This is a genomic window from Bradyrhizobium sp. SZCCHNPS1003, assembly GCF_032381555.1.
Lineage (GTDB): Bacteria > Pseudomonadota > Alphaproteobacteria > Rhizobiales > Xanthobacteraceae > Bradyrhizobium.
The window spans coordinates 286,689-302,074 of the sequence record NZ_JAUHIU010000011.1 but is presented as its reverse complement, the minus strand read 5'-3'; the positions used below and the strand labels follow the sequence as shown (position 1 = coordinate 302,074).

The following is a 15,386-nucleotide window of genomic DNA, read 5'->3' as shown; positions in this document are numbered from 1 at the left end:
CTTGAACGGCCGATTCGTCATGCCCCCAAATCTTACCGTGAACACTGAGTTCTTGCCCAGCCTCGTCGGGCAAATCAGACCGATGCTCTTCGCCGTCTCCTGCTCGCTGAAGGGGCGTTTCGCGATCGTCACGGACCGTGGAGCGGGGGATGCGGTGGCCGCTTTGGGCTCGCAGTGCGCGTTTCGCGTGCGGACGAACGAGCCTGATGCGGACGGTCAAGCCGTGTGGTCCCGACACCCCGACGCTGGTGTCTTGGTCGGCGACGATGTCGATGACGGGGGCAAGCAAGCCCGGTCCCCTGGGAGAGCACGGAGCAGCCGTTCAACCCATCGCGCAGGGAAGGCCGGTTGTTCGGCCAATCCTGTGGTGACTGCCGCCTGCTTTTCTTTCTGCAGGCGGGCCATGGGTGCGGCCTGCACCCGGCCTTCCCTGCGCCCTTCTCTTGGAAGGGCGTCCCGAAGAGCAAAGCTCGGACGCGCAAACGCGCCGCGAGGCTACGAAGCCGCGCTTACAGGTCGGAGATGTCGGGTCGAGCGCCGGGAATGGCGCTCCCTAGGGGAATCGAACCCCTGTTTCAGCCTTGAGAGTTGGAGTTTTTCCCGCTCAGCCAATTCGCATCCATTCGCCACAATCCAATATTATCATGCACTTAGCCGATGTCTGTTCGCGGTCGGCCGCCTCCGTACGCCCTCGCTTATTCGACGGATATTCGACGCTTTCGAGAAGGTTGTCATGGCGAAAACACTCGCAGAAGAACAGATCACAACGGCCAGGGCGCGCTCCAGGTTGGATCTAGGCGTACATTGGCGTCGCCTCGATGCCGAGGCGCATCTTGGCTATCGCAAGGGCAAGCGAAGTGGGAAATGGCTGGTACGCTGGCGCAATCACCATGACGGGGCCAATTATAAGCAGGCGCCGATCGGCGTTGCCAACGACGTCAACGACAAACCAACCGAAGGCACGCTGACCTTTGAACAAGCCGCGACACAAGCACGAGAACACGTCACCCGGTCAAGGGCAGAAGCGGCAGCGCTAGCTGCCGGACCGCCGCCCACGGTGCAAGCGGCAATTGAGACATACGTTCGGGAGCGCAACGCCCGTGACAGCCGGAGGGTCGGTCGCGAGATTCGCTCCGACGCTGGCCACCGACTGCGGCGCTACCTTCTCGGTCAAGAGCGCCGTGGTCGTCAGGAAGCCATTAAGGCTGCCCCCCTTGTCGCTGTCCGCCTGTACACGTTGACAGAAAATCACCTTTTGATCTGGCGTGAGAGCCTACCTGCAAAATTGAAAGCCACGACCAGGCGCCGGCTCGCTGCTGACCTGAAGGCAGCCCTAAATGCAGCATGGCTCCGCCTGCCCTCGGAACAGAAGAAGTTGAACCCGACATTCCCCTCGATCGTAAAAGACGGCCTTAAGGCTGAGCGCATCGACGATGACGACGAGATATCTGTAGCTCGAGACAACCAAATCCTCACCGATACACAAGTCAGTACCCTCCTCCGAGCCGCGCGCAATATCGACGAGGAGCAAGGGTTTGAAGGCGACCTATATCGCATTGTCGTGTCCCTTGCAGCCACGGGGGCGAGATTTGCGCAACTAAGGCGAATGCGCGTGAGTGATGCGCAGCAGATAGAACGACGCTTGATGGTCCCAGGGTCGTACAAGGGTCGCGGCGGCAACGGCGGCTATGTCCCGGTACCAGTGGGCGAAGATGTCATCCGCGTCCTGTTGCCTGCAATTTCAGGCCGCCCGAAAGAAGCGCCATTGTTTGAGCGCTGGAGGTACGAGCAGGCTGGTAGCTTTGGGTGGAAGAAGTCAGAGCGCGGTCCGTGGAGGACAGCCGAACTCACTCGCCCATGGCAAGATATCCGTGAGCGCGCCGGACTCCCGAAGGTCATCCCTTATGCGCTTCGGCATTCCAGTATCGTACGCGGCCTACGCAATCTTCTCCCTATTCAGCACGTTGCCAAAATGCACAACACGTCAGTGCAAATGATCGAACGCCATTATGCGAAGTACATCGCAACCGCCCTCGAAGATCTAGCTAGGGCGGCTGTCATCCCCCTCATTCACGCGGAGAGCCGAGATAAGCATGCCGCTGATGGCGGGGTCCAACCAGAAGCTCTCGTTGCAGATCCATAATGCCTCAGAAGGAACTGCCATGCTGAGCCTAGGTCGCAACGCTGCCGGCCGGCAGGCGGGCTTGCGGCTATTTTCAGGTCGACACAAGAATCGAGCATTATCTACTTGACTGGCAACTTTTGAGGCAACAATTCTATCTGCTGTTGGCGGGCGCTGTATTGATGCCAACCAGAAACAGCAGAGATTGCACAACGACGAGCCTGCGACGACCGATCGTCGTCGTCTTAACCCGACCATTCCCGATGAGTTCATAGATTTTTGTTCGCCCAAGGCCAGTCGCTTCACAGGCTTCCGCCACGGTACAGGTCAACCGCTGCGCAAACGGGATGCAACCCGGGGGGTGGCGCTTTGGCTCACCTGGAGCCACAATAGGCGCTGCTTGGGTAGTGCCTTTGATGCCTCGGCTACGCCGCGTCAAGGTTGTGCTTCCTCTGTGATGGAAGAACTTCACCGTGAAGCCGCCTGCCCCAGACGTCAACAGAGCCGAAAGAGCGAAGTGTCCTAGCGTACATCAGAAAGCTACGGAGGGACCAACACTTTTCGAATTAAACCAGTTGCGTTCAAATTCCTCCCCTTTCATCTGCGCGAATCTTCTATAGGGACGTCAGAGTCAGCGCCGCAGCCGGCCGCGCAGGAAGTGGTGAGCAGGGGACCATTGGCCAGCATCTCGGCCATGGCGACTAGTTCATCTCCATGTCGAGCAGCCGACCCAGCCGATGGACTTGTTCGCGCTTATCGCTCACGGACAACCACGATGACGCCTTCGGCGCGGTAGAGCGCACGTGTTCAATGGTATCCAGCATGCCACCGGACTTGCCGATCTCTCGCCCGCCCTGCATGCGCCACAGCTGCTCCATTGGGAGCAGTTGCGCGGACCGGAAGAATTTCATCTGGTCTAGACGCGGCCTGGTCTGACCTTCAGAGTGAGTTCATCACAGAACCGCTAGCCGCCGACCGTCCCGCGGAAAGGTTGGCGGGTGCATCGGATAGACGCTTGCGATGACATCGACGATACGACGGTTAAATCACGCAACTTTTGGACGGTACGATCACGTCGATCTTGACACCGATGAGATCAGCTTTGCTAAGGCGGTGAAGATTCATCAGTGCCCGATATGCGGGTCACCTTTTCGGACCTTTACGCACGCCCTATCAAACGTTCGGACCCTACATCTGGTTCTTTGCCCGGCCTGCGGCTGGTGGCACCTTCACCGCGAAGAAGAGTTCCTGAATTCGAGAACAAACCAGAACGTTCACGCGACCTGGTGGGAACTATATCACGCGGTCTATTCGGAAGTCCCTCCCGGCTCTCCCGACGTTCCCATCGAGCAATTGCGTGTCCATTTGGCGCGCTTCTGGGAGCAACGTAAGCACATCACGGCGCAGCAGGCGGAAGACCTTGTGGCGTCCGTGTTGCGCGAGCATTACGCGGGCGACATCCTCCGCCTGACTGCGAATGCAAACGCTCCGGATGGCGGCATCGATCTGTTCATTTCCAACAGGGACGGTCAGGTGCAACGCGCTGTCCAGGTCAAACGCCGCATAACTCATGACGTAGAAGCCGTCACGGAGGTGAGGAACTTCGTTGGAGCAATGCTTCTGAGCGGCGTGGACCATGGGATATTCGTCACAACAGCGGCTCGGTACACCAGCGATGCATTGGCTGTTGCCAAGAATACTAATCTTTCAAAACATAGATTGAGTCTGGAATTGATTGACGGCGAGCGTCTGCTTGAACTGCTCGAATTCGCGAATCGCAGCTTGGCGATCCAGCTTCCGCCTGATGTTCAGATGGGGCAGCTATGGAGCGGCGACGATGGCACTATGGTCGAGTACCAAAAGCTGCTATTTGGCGATCTGCCCCGGCTGTTCCCACTCGCGACTCCGCGCTGACTCCCCAAGGTCCAATGTGAGCCCTGGGCGCCCGGCTCGCGGAGCATATGTAACCACGGCTGATCAACTCCGGGATCGGCACCTCTTCCTCCACAACGCACCAATTGCGTCCTGATAAACGACAGGTTCATCGTTTCGAAAAAATTGGCGATTGAGGCGTTCAGAATATTTTCATCATCACCAAGAATGCTATTCTATATCGGATGTCGGTCGTCGCGGCCGAGATCGAAGATTGGCTCGTGCGACGAATTCCTATCTCAGCCTTCCCTGGCGTGTCGGTCCGTGTTCTACTGAGTTAAGCGCTTGCAACTCCCGATTATGCCGTCACAGCCAACCTTTCTCGACTGCGAGTTCGACGCCGGGGCCGTTTTGCCGAACCTGTCGAACCAAGTTAGCCTTTGCCAATTCAACTTCACGGCGGAGATTCGAATCTGATACGAGGTTACGGCCTTGTGCAACGATGAGAGCACCATTTTGCGCTCCTATCCTGACGACATCGCAACCGAACAGTTTTGGCTTTTCTGGCAACGTCATAATCTAGTCATGTCCATGCACCGCGGAGCTGGCGAATATTCGGGCGCATCAGAATGATTTTCTGGGGAGCGGATATTGCGGAAAACACCCAGGGCTTGGATATACTTGGTGTCAGGGCCTTGGATCAACGTCTCGAAGCAGATCTCGTAAACGGCGTCACGACGGTGTCGGCGCGTGGCCGATATTTCTCAATCTTGCCTTGGGCAATCAACACCTCTTACGTCAAGACTCTCGATCGACACCTGCCGTTCGCCATCAGCCAGCTAACAACATTTCTCACACGTGTCGAGTTTCTGATCATCGCTGCCTCACAAGCTGATCATACCCGAAAGGCGGGCGGGGCAATCCTCGGCAGCGACGTATTCTCGGAAGAGATGAAAGCGATCGCGGCCGGTCAGGAGGTTCCGCTGCCTGAATCCGAAAACAGTCGGATACTCAATACATACTACAACCCATGCAAGGGTCTGGGGCTTCTTGTTGATGGAAAGATCGGGAGCCCCGTCCCATATCGACTCACCGAGCGCGGTACGGCACTTTGGAAGGCTCGTCAAAACAGGCTCACTGACCCTTCGATCATGGACCGCTTGTTCGACGGCGGCTCGCTCACGAGAGACCATGCGACATGCGCGATCGATTCCTTCTCGCTGGGAAGCATGGCTTCAGGAAGCGACGAAGCTATGCTGCTACGGGAGGCGTTCGGAACCCCGTGGAGAACGACGCAGCCACTGCAATCACAACTGGACCAGCGGTATCGGCGCTCCGAGGAGACGCGGCTATGGCTTCAGAGTTTGGCCTCGAACGACCGTGCATCGGCAAACCAACTACTGGCGCGCAATCTTGATGCTTGCTGCAGACGAGAGCAAGACAATTTGGTGTCGATCGCTTGGGCTAACTACGAATGGCGTAGAAGACATCATTTCGCGCTTGAGCTACTACTCAGCGCGGTATGCGGCCTCCTGCAAAACATCGATACCGGAAGTCCTAAGGAACTCGTCCAGGAGGCGAAAGCTGATTTTCTGCGTGATCCGCGTGCACTGTCAGGATACTGGCCCGAGGCACCTGATGCTTGGCAGCGAAGCGCTCGCAACGCTGCGGCCTCTGTTCCAGCAGACCTGATGGCCGAGAGGGCTCTACCATTCTCTCCCTTCACCGAAATGCGCGCCTCCCATCGCCTTCTGGGAGCGTTCGCTCTCGTTTCCGCTCTGGAGAAGCAAACTCGTCCGTTCCGTGACTTCGGCCCGGGATCACCCGTCCGTTCGACGAGTGATCTCGCACTACAACTCGCCATGACAGCAGATGAGACACCTTTCGATAAATTCATCTGCACCTTCATGGAGCGATGCGCAATCGCCCCGCATTTGCAGGTGACACTCAGGAAAATGTCAGGCGGTCAAAAGTGTTCTCTGAGATTCTTCCCTGACGGTCAGCGGCTGCGATTGACCGCCAACCAGATCGTTGCCGGCTTCAGCAATAGCCGTCTCGACAACACAATCAATATTCTGGTCGATATCGGATTCTTCCGGCGTGGCGCCAATGGCGAACTCATCACAATGGAGGCCGCATGAGAGAGATGAATGTCATCGAGCGTCTCTGCGGGTCCGTAAAGAAGGCCCACACCGCAATCGTCCTCACCCACAACATCGATTTTTTGTTCGTTGAGTCCGTCGTGCTCCCTCGCCTGAGGGCTATCGGATCGCCGCAGCTTACCATTTTCGCTGATGCCGCCTGCGCGGCAAGCAGCTATCAGACGCAAGAGACGCTCGTCTCTCTGCTCGGTTTCCGTTACCGGGTGGTGCCAATCGATCTGGGACAGGCCCGACGCTTTCATCCGAAAGCCATCTTCCTCGCCGGGAATGATGGTTCGGGTCTCGCGGTCGGCAGTGGCAATATGACCTACGGAGGCTGGAGCGGAAATAAGGAGATCTGGACAGACTTTCTCGTTCCGGGCAGTGGCGCAGCGCAGATTGCGAGCTTCAGAGAATATCTCGCAGTGATCCTTTCTTACGTGCCCGACTCTGCCGCAGTCCGAGCCGAGGTTCTCGGCTTGTTCGATGAGCCAGAAAATGCATGGGCGGCGGCTCTGCCAGAGCCTGGAGGTCTCGCTTGGACTCCGAAGACGACACCGATGCTGGATCAGATTCTGATGCAGATCGGCGGGCCGCCCACCGCAATCGAAGTTCTCAGCCCCTACTTCGATCCAGAAGGTGCTGCTTTGGCACGCATCGCCGAACTCTGCACCGGGGAGGTTCGCGTGATGCTGCAGCCGAGGCGAGCTGGGCTGTCACAAGATATCGTTGCGACACTACCCAAGCAGATCCGGCTCAGCAGCATCGAGGCGATCGCCGAAGATGCCCGGCACAAATTTATCCATGCAAAAGTCTATTCGTTCGCGACCTCTGCCGACTTTTTTGTTGCGGCAGGCAGCGCCAACTGTTCGCGGGCCGCGCTCTTGGCTGATGCTTCATGGGGAAATGCGGAGATCATGGCGGTATCAGCGTTGCGCACAGAAGATTTCGAAGAGCTCTGGTCTAGCTATGCCTTGACGGATTCAGCACCAGAGCTGCCGGAGACTCATCCGTCGGAAGACTGGACATTCGGGACGAGTGAGCTTCGGATCCTAGCTGCTCGGAGAGATGGCTCCGAACTGACTGTTCACTACAAGGCCCATGACGAGTTGTCAGAGGTCTCGATCCAAACCAAAGCTAACGTCTTGCTCAAGGCGCATACCGTGTCGCCTCGCAGGGCAGATTTCGACATCAACGAACAAGTGAACTCGGTGTCACTTGTTGCCCGGACTATCGGTGGCCGCACGGTGACCTCCCTTCCCTGCTGGATCGACGACGAGCGCTCTCTTCGCATGGCCCCCGCTGAGCGCGTCCTTAGAGACAAACTCGAAGAAGCAGCAGCCCGCGGATCGCTTCTAGGACGCGATTTTTTGCAGATTTTGGAACTGTTCGAGCATCATGTCCAACGGGACGCGGCACACGGGGGCAAGGTAACCAAGGCTCGCAGCGACGAGAATGCAATTGCCTACTTTTCTGAAGCCGACATCTATGCGGAAGAATTCGGAACGCCGCCTCCATCATCCAACTCTGCCCTGCCGGTCGGCTTCTCCGAAACCGATGAGCTCGCTCTTATCTATTCGTTTTTCCGTACGCCCAGCGAGCCGAACCCGAAGCGTCGACCCAGTGTCCAATCAAGCGACGAAGAGAAGGAGGGAGAGGACCAGAAGCCCGAAGCCGTAAAGCGCGCCTCTATCGACAACTCTGAGCTCGACATACAGCGAGTTCGGCTGATTAGACTTCTCACGAAAATTGAGGTCGCGTTGCAGCGGCCCGAATATCTGCAGCGGCGCAAAGCTGACCGCGTGGCGGGCGACATTGCCTTCCTGGCCGTGCTCATGGCCAAAGCACGCGCCGATGAGTTGCTCGACGAGCAATCCTATCGAGCGCAGGCAACACGATTCTGGCGCATCCTGTTCTTCGGGCCCAAGGGCGACAACGGTATCATTCCTCTTTTCCTGACAAGCCTCGACGAGGACGCCCGTGCAACCTATACGGCCAACGTGCGCTCTCCGAGGCTGAGCGCCGCCATGTCCTTATGGTGCACATTCGACTGGACTGGAGCAGAGACAGATGCTCAGAAATTCCGCTTCTCGACCGCTTTGCTCGCGTCGCGCTATCGCTGGCTCGCCGAAGGCGGCGATCAGGCTACTTTGGTGGAAGAGCTCCACAGGCTCGCAGAGAAACTTTTCCCGGCATCACGCTATCAGGATCTCTTCGACGCCTGGGTTCGCTGGGTTCGAGACGGTCACGCGATAGCTGCGCTTTATGCAGCTCTCGGAGATCGCCAACAGGGCGAGCTTGCGAAACTCTGTGTGCGACCAGCAGTTAGTGCAGGAGAGCTGACTTGGCAGGCGGGCCACGGCTTGTGCGTATTGCATCAGGGCATCGCGCGCGTACCAACGAAGGCCCAATTGCTTCCTTTGGATGGTTCCGACACGATCCGCGTACAATCGAAGTTTGTCGCACCTCTGATCGACATCCTGCAATCCGACATAGAGCTGTCTGACCGTGCTAAGCATCGAGCGCTGAATCTTCTCATAGGCGCACGTCTCGGCTGACTGCGGAATCCATCTGGATCATAACGAAATTGCAAGAGCTTGCTCGTTCATAAGACTATATAGGTAAGCCCGGTTTAAGCAGCGTCTAGTTTTCTTGCGAGCTACTATTTCAGCGGCTTCGATGCGCCGCGAGCGCTTCAGCCTGTATTGCTAGAATTTGAAGATCATGGTCCGAGAGAGCACGGCTCGCGGTACGGAGCCTTTCGGTAAGTGCGGCTCGGTTCGAACCTTCTCTCCCATCTTCAGAAAAGCCCAATAAGACATTCGGAGTAGTGGCCAACACCTTGCAGATCCGTAATAGCGTCGACAAGTCCGGCTCTCGATCGCCTGTAACGTAAAATCCGTACCTTCGTTCGCTCAACCCCGCGCGACGCGCGACCTCGGCGTTTGAGAATCCGAGTTCTTTGGCGCGAGATCGCAGCTTCTGCCCCAGTACTTGCATCAGAACAATTTGTTCTGATGCGGCTTGCCTGGTCCATGTAACTATTGTACTGTATCAGGTACAGAATGTACTTATCGGGAAGGCCATCCGCCGTTAGAGGTCCCCCCATGAAGGCCAATAGCCCAACGGAAGGCGAAGCACTCGCGCTTCTAAATGAGCTTCCAGCGGACCAGACAGCCCCAGCTGGACACCTTGAGGATGATTTTGCTCTCGTCCAGCTGGACACGACGTTTGTCACGCTGCTGTCAGAGATTTCCGCCTTAGAGCCCGAGCACAGTGACAGTCGGGCGCGAAGAGATGCGGAGGACGTTCGTTTGGACGAGGCCAGTCGAACGCAGAAAATCGAATCGGTTCTGGCACGCATGGAGTGCGTCGAGCGGGCAATTATGGCCACACCAGCGCGGACGATCGTAGGTCTAGGTGTAAAGGCGCGTCATGCAGCCTACGTAGTATCAGAGCATTGGGATTCGCCTATCGAGCAAATTAGCTGGGATGCCCGAGCTGTTCGGCTCTTGATTGAAACGATATGCAAAGCTGCCGGCGTGCGGTTGCACTTTCCTCGTAAAGCAGGCCAATGAACGGCGCGCGATCAATGCGACGTCAGCACAGAGCGCTCGGTCTTTCCGAGCCTCGGATCGGCCATCCGCCAAGGGCGCCCACGGACGACGAAGTAGCGCCCGTCCGGTGTCACGGGATGATTCAAGCTGACTTCCGCTGCCGGCCGGCGGCTGGCTTCTTCGCCGGCGCCTCCTTGGCGGCAGCCTTCTTGCCGGCGATCGGCATCGGCGTGCCCTTCTGACCGGCGGCAGCCTTCTTCGGCTTCTTCGCGGGCTTGGCTGCCTCCGAGGGCTACGCTTGGTGCCCGACCGAGCGGCGCAGCGCCTCCATCAGATCAACCACGTTCTCGCCATTCGGCCGGCCCTCCGGGCGGATCGTATTGCCCGCACGCTTCTGATTCATCAGGTCGATCGGCGCGGTCTCCTAGTGGCCTTCGAACTTCTCCGGCGCGAACGTCCCCCCCTCTGTTTCACGATGTGCCGGGCGAGGTCGAGCATATCTTTCGTGATCTTCACGTACTGGATTTCGTCGAAATACTCCCGCTCTGAGCGCACCTCATACGGGTACCGAAGCATCGTGCCGACCAGGCGTCGTCCATCGGCTCCAGCTCGATCATGTGCTCGCGGGTTGCGAGCACGATCCGGCCGATCGCGACCTTGTTCATTTCCCGGATTGTCTCGCGGATGACTGCGACGGCGTCATGACCGACCTTGCCATCCGGACGCAGATAGAGGGGCGGATCAGATAGCGCGGGTCGACGTCAGCCTTGTCCACGAACTCATCGATCTCGATCGTACGCGTGGACTTTAGGGCGATCTCCTCGAGCTCTTCCTTCGAGACCTCGATGCACTGGCCCTTCTCAAGCTCATAGCCCTTGACGATGCCCTCGTTGGGGACCTCTTCGCCGGTGTCGGCGTCGACCTTGACGTGCTTGATCCGGCGGCCCGTCGTCCGGTTCAGCTGATTGAAGCTGATATTATCGGACTCGCATGTGGCCGGGTAGAGGGCCACCGGCACGTGACGAGCGACAGGCGCAGGAAGCCTTCCAGTTGGCGCGGGGGGCCATGAACACGTAACTCCGGTTGAAGCTGTCCGGATTCAAGACGACAGACGGCGCCCGGTTCCGACATGGCGACCGATCAGAATCAGAAGACCACGTGATCCTCTTCGCGCTGCGCTGGCGGGCTCGAGCGGGCAGAAAATGGCCGTGAATCGCCTGAATTCCCAATACCTCATGGCCGTCTGCTTGGGTATGGTGGCGCGTCATGACCGCCGGGCCGCGATTCCGCCAAGACCACTTTGACCAGGCTGCCGACTTGGCGGCCATGGCAGAGGCCCTCGCTCAATCGCCCGATTACCGGGTGCTGCGCCGGCTGGTCCCCCGAGCCCCGTGCCCTCGCGCTATCGGACAGGAGGTGAGGACGGCCGTCCTGCTGGACACCGAGACGACGGGCCTCGACCACTCTCGGGACGAGGTCATCGAACTCGGCATGCTGTCGTTCGACTACACCCGGGAAGGTCGCATCGTCGGCGTCAGGAGCATCTTCTCCGCCTTCCACGAACCCAGCCGCCCCATCTCCGCCGAGGTGACGGCGCTCACCGGCATCACCGACGAGATGGTCGCCGGACAGCGTATCGATCCGGACGCGGTATCGGCGTTCGTCGCCAGCGCTGCCATCGTCATCGCCCACAATGCCGCCTTCGACCGTCGGTTCGCCGAGCGCTACTGGCCGATCTTCGAACGGAAGGCCTGGGGCTGCAGCGCGACCGAGGTCGACTGGCGCTCGCACGGATTCGCCGGCGCCCAGCTGGGTTACCTGCTGCACGGCGCCGGGTTCTTCCACCAGGCCCATCGCGCCGTTGACGACTGCCACGCTCTGCTTGAGGTCCTGGATTTCGTCCTGCCGACGACGGGGGCCCCGGCGTTGGCCGCCCTGCTCCAGACCGCGCGTAAGCCGATCATGAGGGTATGGGCGGAGCAATCTCCCTTCGAGCTCAAGGATGCTCTGAAGAAGCGCGGCTATCGGTGGTCCGACGGTACGGATGGACGGCCGAAGTCATGGTACATCGACGTGCTGGAGTCCTCCATCGAAGCCGAGATCGCATATCTTAGAAACGAGGTTTATCTCCGCGATCTCGAGCCGCGGCTGCAGCGCCTGACCGCATTCGAACGATTTTCGAATCGTGGCTGACAGGAACAGTGGCCGGTGGCCTGTCCAGTGGGCGCAAAGAACGGGGAGCTGTCTTTGCAAAACGAAGAGCCTTCAAAGAGGGCCGAGAAATCGCACGAGAATACGGTCGAGCAGGTCCCGATCACGCTTGGTCTTGTTTCAAGTCACGGACTTGAGAGACGTTCGATTGCACACGCTTGAGTCCGCTGTACTACGATGAGTGCCACAGATCGCATTGATTCAGTGCGCAAAAATTGCGAGCGCAGCACGCGCTCCGACCGAACGGCACGGTTGAACGCAAGCCATGTCAATGGCTTGCTGTTCAACCGGCGAGCCGCTTTTATCTTGCCGGAGTAATCGGGCGTCTGTAACCGTCCGGTCTCTGCACACCTTCCCCCTCGTGTGTTGTCGTTCCATTTCGAGTTCTCTGCTGCTGTGGAGAATCTCCGGTGGGATCCAAACATTTCGAGAACAGAGCTCGCCGCGAATGGTGGTCGCTGCACATCGAAGCGTGGCGTCGGAGCGGTCTCGGGATCCGCAAATACTGCCAGCAACAACGTCTGACCGAGAACACGTTGCGGCGTTGGCTGAAGCGGCTGGCCGGCAACGAGACTGCGCTTAAGCTTGAGAAATATCAGACGGAATTGCGCCGCGAGCGCGCCCGGGAAGAGCAAGAAAAGGCGCTCCGAAAGCAGAAGCAGCGCAGGTTCACGATCACCTCGGATGTACGCAATCGAGCGTCCCAGGCGTTCTGGGCGATGCATGTCGAGGCGCTGAACTGGAGCGGGATGGAACTCCGCGCCTACGCCGCGGCGATGCAGCTGTCGCCGCATTCGCTGCACAAATGGCGCGACCGACTGGCCACCGGCGAGGTCACGATCGACTGGCGCGCCCATCTTCATCCCTCCGCCCGTCCGCCCGTTAGCACTAGTGCTAGGAACTCACAGCCCGAACGCCGCTTGACAGCCGCTGAAATCGGCGATCCGGCCGCGACCAAAACGCCGGCCCGCCGCTTCTTCAGCGACGAAGAGAAGCTCGCGATCGCCAGGGAAACCGAGCTACCAGGCGCCAAAGTCTCTGCCGTCGCTCGCAAGCATGGGATTGTCACCGGGCTGCTGTTCCGCTGGCGCGCGCAGTTCGGCATCGCGCAAAAGAAGCGCTCCAAGCTCGCCCGTGTTGTGCTGCCCGACGACATGCCCGCCGCACGCGCCCTGCGCGATCTCGTGCGTCCACCGGAGGGCATGATGGCCGTCGACCTCGCTGACGGACGGCGTGTCTTCGCTCCCGCCGGCAGCGATCCGGATGCGGTGCGGGCGCAGATCGAAAGCGGAGAGACAGCATCATGATGTTCGTTCCTGCAGGCGTGAAGGTGCACCTGGCCCTCGGCTACACCGACATGCGGAAGGGCATGGACGGCCTCGCAATGCTGGTGCAGGACACGCTGAAGAAGGATCCGTTCTCCGGTCATCTGTTTGCCTTCCGCGGCAAAAAGGCATCGATCCTGAAGGTCCTGTTCTGGGACGGCAACGGGCTTTGTCTGTTCACCAAACGCATCGACCAGGGCGGCTTCGTGTGGCCGGTGATGGCGGGTTATGATGGCTCGATCACGCTCACGCCGGCGCAGCTCGCGATGCTGATCGAAGGCATCGACTGGCGCGCGCCAGAACGCGTATGGAGGCCTGCGATTGCAGGATGATCCGCCAAAACCGGTGCTGAACTGAGTTGCGATTCTTCTACGAATCAGCGTGTTCGAGTACCATCGGACATGCAGCTCGATCTCGCCAATCTTCCCTCTGATCCTGAGCTTCTGCAGCGCCTGGTGCGCGACATTGCGGCCTCCATCGACCATCGCGACACCGAGATCGAGCGTCTCAAGTCCATCATCAAACAGCTGCAGCGGATGCAGTTCGGTCGTAGCTCCGAGCGCATCGATCCCGATCAGCTTGCACTCGGTCTGGAGGATCTCGACAGCGACATCGGCCGCGTCGAAGAAGCGCAACCGAAGGTCACCCCGGAATCCAAATCTCCGCCGCGACGTCGTGAGCTGCCTGATCATCTGCCACGCGAAGACGTTCTGCTTGACGTACAAGACCGCGTCTGCGGCTGCTGTGGCGGTGCTCTCCATCTGATCGGTGAGAGCGTCAGCGAGATGCTGGATTGGGTACCCGCTCAGCTTCGCGTCCTGCGAACGACCAGACCCAAATACGCTTGCCGAGCCTGCAAAAAGGTCGTGCAAGCCGGTGCGCTCGAGCGGTTGATCGCTGGCGGTCTGGCGACGCCAGCGCTGCTCGCCCACGTGTTGATCAGCAAGTACTGCGATCACCTTCCGCTCTATCGGCAGTCGCAGATCTTCGACCGTCATGGCGTCGATCTCTGCCGCTCGACGCTCGCTGGCTGGGTTGGCGGGGCGTGCTGGTGGCTCGAGGCCTTGCACGAACGGCTGTGCAAGAACGTGTTCGCCTCCAACCATCTCTTTGCCGATGACACGCCGATCCCAGTACTCGATCCTGGCCGCGGACGAACCAAGACGGGACGGCTTTGGGTGTACGCGCGTGAGCAACGGCCCTGGAGCGGCCCCGAACCTCCGGCTGCCATCTATTTGTTCGCTCCGGATCGCAAGGCAGAGCGACCGGTCGCACATCTTGCCGCCTTCAAGGGCATCCTGCATGTCGACGGATATGCTGGCTTCGAGCAGCTGGCCGACAAGGAGGGTATCACGCTCGCAGCTTGTTGGAGCCACTCGCGACGCAAGTTCTACGATGTGGCCGAAGCCACGGCGTCTCCCGTGGCAACAGAAGCCCTGCGCCGGATCGGCGAGCTCTATGCCATCGAGGCGCGCATCCGCGGCCAGTCGCCGGCCACCCGACTTGCCGAACGCAGGACGTTCTCCAAGCCGATCGTCGACGCGCTGAATGTCTGGTTCGATGCCCAGCTCCGCCTGGTCTCCGGCCGCAGCACGCTGGCTGAGGCGATCCGCTATGCGCTCTCGCGCTGGCACGGACTTACACGCTTCCTGAACGACGGCCGGATTGAGCTCGACACCAATCCGGTCGAACGGGCGATCCGTCCTGTCACGCTCGGTCGCAAGAACCACCTGTTCGCCGGCAGCGACGGTGGCGGACATCGTTGGGCGGTCATTAGCTCGCTGATCACGACATGCAAGCTGAATGACGTCGAGCCCTACGGCTACCTGCGAGACGTACTGCAGCGGATGATCGATGGACATCCCGCCAACCGTCTCGACGAATTGCTGCCGTGGAGCTGGAAGCTGACTGATCATGTCAAGCCCTGAGGCATGTGCGGCGGCCGGACGCTTACGGGCGTCTCTCCGCCTTCTTCTTCGACATGATCGTCTCCTCTGCTTCATACTATACGACTGCACCCGAGCGGTCGACAACATGTCATTGGTCCGGCTTTCGTCGTGATCTTGCGGTGATGACATTTGGTGGTCCATGCAGGAGTCCGTGCTCAGCCCCGCTCGCCATGCGGGCGCACATGTCGTCGTCAGGATCGCGGGGCAAC

12 protein-coding genes and 1 pseudogene are annotated in these 15,386 nt (G+C 59.3%); 9 read left to right on the top strand and 4 right to left on the bottom strand.

Annotated features, from left to right (window positions below):
• Nucleotides 1–733 precede the first annotated feature (733 nt).
• Entirely contained in the window at nt 734–2,143 is a 1,410-nt protein-coding gene (locus QX126_RS20295) for a tyrosine-type recombinase/integrase (RefSeq protein WP_315783190.1), read from the top strand.
• A 133-nt stretch (nt 2,144–2,276) separates the two neighbouring features.
• Here the strand turns inward: QX126_RS20295 and QX126_RS33580 are convergent, their stop codons facing one another.
• A complete protein-coding gene (locus tag QX126_RS33580; protein ID WP_409999113.1) occupies nt 2,277–2,441 on the bottom strand; it encodes a hypothetical protein in 165 nt (54 codons plus the stop codon).
• A gap of 382 nt (nt 2,442–2,823) precedes the next feature.
• Nucleotides 2,824–3,033, bottom strand: coding sequence for a hypothetical protein (locus QX126_RS20290; RefSeq protein WP_315783188.1), 210 nt, complete (start codon nt 3,031–3,033; stop codon nt 2,824–2,826).
• Between the two features lie 109 nt (nt 3,034–3,142).
• On the opposite strand from QX126_RS20290, the gene QX126_RS20285 reads away from it, so the two are divergent.
• The 3 genes from QX126_RS20285 (at nt 3,143) to QX126_RS20275 (ending at nt 8,693) form a co-directional block, all read left to right on the top strand.
• Entirely contained in the window at nt 3,143–4,036 is an 894-nt protein-coding gene (locus QX126_RS20285) for a restriction endonuclease (RefSeq protein ID WP_315783186.1), read from the top strand.
• A 587-nt stretch (nt 4,037–4,623) separates the two neighbouring features.
• Complete coding sequence (locus QX126_RS20280) at nt 4,624–6,135, top strand: hypothetical protein (protein ID WP_315783184.1); 1,512 nt, start codon at nt 4,624–4,626, stop codon at nt 6,133–6,135.
• Nucleotides 6,132–8,693, top strand: a complete 2,562-nt coding sequence (locus tag QX126_RS20275; protein WP_315783181.1) for a hypothetical protein — start codon at nt 6,132–6,134, stop codon at nt 8,691–8,693. Before QX126_RS20280 ends, QX126_RS20275 begins: the two co-directional genes overlap by 4 nt.
• 109 nt (nt 8,694–8,802) lie before the next feature.
• Here the strand turns inward: QX126_RS20275 and QX126_RS20270 are convergent, their stop codons facing one another.
• A complete protein-coding gene (locus tag QX126_RS20270) occupies nt 8,803–9,135 on the bottom strand; it encodes a helix-turn-helix transcriptional regulator (RefSeq protein WP_315783179.1) in 333 nt (110 codons plus the stop codon).
• Nucleotides 9,136–9,242: 107 nt separating this feature from the next.
• Between QX126_RS20270 and QX126_RS20265 the strand changes: the two genes are divergently transcribed.
• Nucleotides 9,243–9,713, top strand: coding sequence for a hypothetical protein (locus tag QX126_RS20265; protein ID WP_315783177.1), 471 nt, complete (start codon nt 9,243–9,245; stop codon nt 9,711–9,713).
• 121 nt (nt 9,714–9,834) lie between these two features.
• Here the strand turns inward: QX126_RS20265 and QX126_RS20260 are convergent.
• Nucleotides 9,835–10,759, bottom strand: a pseudogene (locus QX126_RS20260) (Ku protein).
• Nucleotides 10,760–10,958: 199 nt separating this feature from the next.
• Here QX126_RS20260 and QX126_RS20255 point away from each other — a divergent pair.
• The 4 genes from QX126_RS20255 to tnpC all read left to right on the top strand — a co-directional run bounded on the left by QX126_RS20255 (nt 10,959) and on the right by tnpC (nt 15,156).
• Nucleotides 10,959–11,885, top strand: coding sequence for a 3'-5' exonuclease (locus QX126_RS20255; RefSeq protein WP_315783175.1), 927 nt, complete (start codon nt 10,959–10,961; stop codon nt 11,883–11,885).
• Nucleotides 11,886–12,313: 428 nt separating this feature from the next.
• Nucleotides 12,314–13,210, top strand: coding sequence for an IS66-like element accessory protein TnpA (gene tnpA, locus QX126_RS20250; protein ID WP_315783173.1), 897 nt, complete (start codon nt 12,314–12,316; stop codon nt 13,208–13,210).
• Nucleotides 13,207–13,560 (top strand): IS66 family insertion sequence element accessory protein TnpB, encoded by a 354-nt coding sequence (gene tnpB, locus QX126_RS20245; protein WP_172179936.1) that lies wholly within the window; start codon nt 13,207–13,209, stop codon nt 13,558–13,560. The genes tnpA and tnpB overlap by 4 nt, the downstream gene beginning before the upstream one ends.
• Nucleotides 13,561–13,629: 69 nt before the next feature.
• Nucleotides 13,630–15,156: an IS66 family transposase gene (gene tnpC / locus QX126_RS20240; RefSeq protein WP_315783171.1), complete on the top strand. Its 1,527-nt coding sequence runs from the start codon at nt 13,630–13,632 to the stop codon at nt 15,154–15,156.
• Nucleotides 15,157–15,386: the final 230 nt, after the last annotated feature.

What these genes read in the sequence shown, in the direction of transcription:
- QX126_RS20295 (WP_315783190.1), top strand. Translation starts at nt 734, where the DNA reads ATGGCGAAAACACTCGCAGAAGAACAGATCACAACGGCCAGGGCGCGC.
- QX126_RS20290 (WP_315783188.1), bottom strand. Translation starts at nt 3,033, where the DNA reads ATGAAATTCTTCCGGTCCGCGCAACTGCTCCCAATGGAGCAGCTGTGG.
- QX126_RS20285 (WP_315783186.1), top strand. Translation starts at nt 3,143, where the DNA reads ATGACATCGACGATACGACGGTTAAATCACGCAACTTTTGGACGGTAC.
- QX126_RS20280 (WP_315783184.1), top strand. Translation starts at nt 4,624, where the DNA reads ATGATTTTCTGGGGAGCGGATATTGCGGAAAACACCCAGGGCTTGGAT.
- QX126_RS20275 (WP_315783181.1), top strand. Translation starts at nt 6,132, where the DNA reads ATGAGAGAGATGAATGTCATCGAGCGTCTCTGCGGGTCCGTAAAGAAG.
- QX126_RS20270 (WP_315783179.1), bottom strand. Translation starts at nt 9,135, where the DNA reads ATGCAAGTACTGGGGCAGAAGCTGCGATCTCGCGCCAAAGAACTCGGA.
- QX126_RS20265 (WP_315783177.1), top strand. Translation starts at nt 9,243, where the DNA reads ATGAAGGCCAATAGCCCAACGGAAGGCGAAGCACTCGCGCTTCTAAAT.
- QX126_RS20255 (WP_315783175.1), top strand. Translation starts at nt 10,959, where the DNA reads ATGACCGCCGGGCCGCGATTCCGCCAAGACCACTTTGACCAGGCTGCC.
- tnpB (WP_172179936.1), top strand. Translation starts at nt 13,207, where the DNA reads ATGATGTTCGTTCCTGCAGGCGTGAAGGTGCACCTGGCCCTCGGCTAC.
- tnpC (WP_315783171.1), top strand. Translation starts at nt 13,630, where the DNA reads ATGCAGCTCGATCTCGCCAATCTTCCCTCTGATCCTGAGCTTCTGCAG.